Consider the following 2,676-nt stretch of genomic DNA (forward strand, 5'->3'; position numbering starts at 1 on the left):
CCACGTCGCCCAGGAGCAGCCATCCGATGCCCGGCACCCGGCCGAGCCAGCCGACCAGCGGCGTCAGCACCGCCATGGCGACCGGCGAGAGCAGCAGGGCCACCGCGGTGCCCAGCGCGAAGCCGCCCGCCACGTCCGTCGGGTAGTGGACGCCCATGTAGACGCGCGACAGCCCGGCCAGCAGCGCCAGCACGATCGCCACCACGCCGAACTTCCGGTGGGCGAGGAAGAGCGCGACCGCCATGGCCATGGCCAGCGTCGCGTGGTCGCTCACGAAGGAGTAGTCGTCCTTGCCCTCGACCAGCACCTCGAGGCCGCGGTGGGTCAGGAAGGGCCGGGGCCGCTCCACGAACCCGCGGATGGGTATGTTCACGATGACCGCGACCAGCGCGGCCACCGGCATCCAGGCGATCGCGGCCACCGAGGCGACCACCGACCCGCGGTCGGCGACGCCCTCCCGGCCGAACCGCCGGACGCGTATCAGGCACCACAGCCCCATCACCACGATGGCGAGCGGCAGCCCGTACTCCCCGACGTACTCCATGGTCCGGTCGAACCAGGTAGGGGCCGCCTCGGCCAGGCCGTTTATCTCGAAGAGCAGGCCGACATCGGGATTCGACCCGGATTCGGCGAGTCCAGCCATCGTGCAGTCGGCCCCTTCATCTGTGCCTCCGGAACGCACACGCGTCCCTTGCGCGTGCGCGCCGCTTGTCCACCCCCGTGGTGCGACGTGGGTCCCGTGCGGTTCCCGTACATCACCAGGAACGCACGACCCTCGCTCAAGGGTTCCATTTCCCGGCGAAAGATCACCGAGACGTTACCCAAGAGCAACTCATCCGTGCAGCTCAGGGCAGAGCTTCACGTGGCGCACACGCATCCCCGCGTGACGCACACCATCCCTCCGCCGTCACGCCGCGTTCGGCAGCGCCGCCGCACCCTCGGCGGTGACCCTGGTCGCCCCGAAGTACTTCGGGGTGTCCACCGGGTCGAAGCGGATCACCGCGCCGGTGAAGGGCGCGTCGATCATGTAACCGCCACCGACATAGATCCCTACGTGATCAATCGCCCGGGAATTGGTGGGGTCGTCCGAAAAGAATACGAGATCACCCGGAAGAAGTTCATCCCTCGAAGGATGCGGTCCCGCGTTGTACTGATCGTTCGCCACCCGCGGCAGCTCGATCCCCACGCTCTCGTACGCCGCCTTGGTCAGCCCCGAGCAGTCGAACCGGCCGCCCTGGTCCGCGGTGCCGTTGCCGCCCCACAGGTAGGGCGTGCCCAGCTTGTCCTGCGCGTACATGATCGCGCCGGCCGCCTGCCTGCTCGGCTCCAGCCGCGCCTTCGGCTTGGCGAACGACTTCTCCAGCGCCCGGATCCGCTTCACGTAGTTCTGCGTCTCGGTGATCGCCGGCACACCACCGGACCTGATCACGCGGTAGGCGCCGGCGTTGTACGCGGCCAGCATGTTGTTCGTCCGGTCACCCGGCACGTCGTCCACGTACTTCGCCAGCTCGCAGTCGTAGGAGGCAGCCGACGGGATGGCGTCCTTCGGGTCCCAGATGTCCCGGTCGCCGTCGCGGTCCCCGTCGATCCCGTGGGTGGCCCAGGTGCTCGGGATGAACTGCGCGATGCCCCGGGCGTCGGCGTGGCTCACCACGTCGGCGTCCCAGCCGCTCTCCTGGTACAGCTGGGCGGCCAGCAGGGCGGGGTTGATTTCCGGACAGAGATTTCCCCAGTCCCGCACCAGCTTCACGTACTGGGCCGGAACCGACCCCTCCACGACGTCCACGGCGCCCTGTGTCGCACCCCTCACCAGGTTGCCGGCGACGACGTACACGCCGATCACCAGCAGCATGACGAAGCCCATGACGGCCCCGACGACCGCCCCTCCGGTCAGCCACACCTTCCGCACGTTCTCAGCCCTCCCCCACGAGGTGACCCGGCCGGCGACTCGCCGGTCCTTCTCCTTCCCACGGCCATCCCCCGCCTACTCCGCGACGGTGAAGCCGTCGCAGACGACGGTGCGGTAGTCCTTCGGTCCCGTCACGTGCAGGAACATGACGGTCCAGTCGCCGGGATCGTCCCGCAGTGGTCTGGCGGCGGTCCGGCTCTGCCCCTGGACCTCCGTGCCGAAGTCGTCGGGGTAGACGAACTCCACCCACGGCGTGTCCGACGAGCCCTTGCCGGGCTTGAGATCCACGACCTCGCTCGCGTGCCCCAGCGCGCGGTTCTCGACCAGCCCGAGACCGGAGGCCTCGGCCTCCGCCACCGACTGGTCGTGGGGAGGCTTCACCACGGCGACCGCGTAGTAGTGGTCCCCCGGCGGATCGTCGGGGTACTTCAGGCGCATGCCGATCCTGGCCTTGCCGGACGCGACGTCCGCCGGATCGCGCGGCACCGCGAACTGGAAGTTCTGCTCGACCTCCTCGCTCGGGATGTTGCACCGCCCGCCCGCCCACTCGTCGTCAGGGTCCGCGCTCCAGTACGTCACATTGGGAGCGGTCTGCTCGATGTGCGTCGGCGGCTCCGGCGCGGTGTCGCTCCCGCCACCGCCGCCCACGGGGGAGGCGGAGGCCTTGGCGTCGGGCCCGGCGGTGCCGCCGCTCGCCGCCCGCTCCTTCTTCCCCCCGTCCTCCCCGCCGTCCGGTATCGCCACCAGCACGCCTCCGGTGACCGCCG

Annotated in this window: 2 protein-coding genes and 1 pseudogene; all 3 read right to left on the bottom strand. The window is 70.0% G+C overall.

Annotated elements, in window-relative coordinates; genetic code table 11:
- Positions 1–643: phosphatase PAP2 family protein (locus HW445_RS25850; RefSeq protein ID WP_180223307.1), on the bottom strand; the 643-nt coding region annotated here is incomplete at its 3' end.
- A 264-nt stretch (positions 644–907) separates the two neighbouring features.
- Positions 908–1,864: a bifunctional lytic transglycosylase/C40 family peptidase gene (locus tag HW445_RS25855; RefSeq protein WP_180223308.1), complete on the bottom strand. Its 957-nt coding sequence runs from the start codon at positions 1,862–1,864 to the stop codon at positions 908–910.
- A 120-nt stretch (positions 1,865–1,984) separates the two neighbouring features.
- Positions 1,985–2,676 (bottom strand): annotated as a pseudogene (locus HW445_RS25860) (hypothetical protein); the annotation flags it as partial.

The sequence above is a fragment of the Streptomyces sp. UH6 genome, assembly GCF_013421635.1.
Classification (GTDB): Bacteria; Actinomycetota; Actinomycetes; order Streptomycetales; family Streptomycetaceae; genus Streptomyces; species Streptomyces abyssomicinicus.

Bases quoted from the DNA above. Each gene is read 5' to 3' on its own strand.
- HW445_RS25855 (WP_180223308.1), bottom strand. From the start codon at position 1,864: ATGGGCTTCGTCATGCTGCTGGTGATCGGCGTGTACGTCGTCGCCGGC.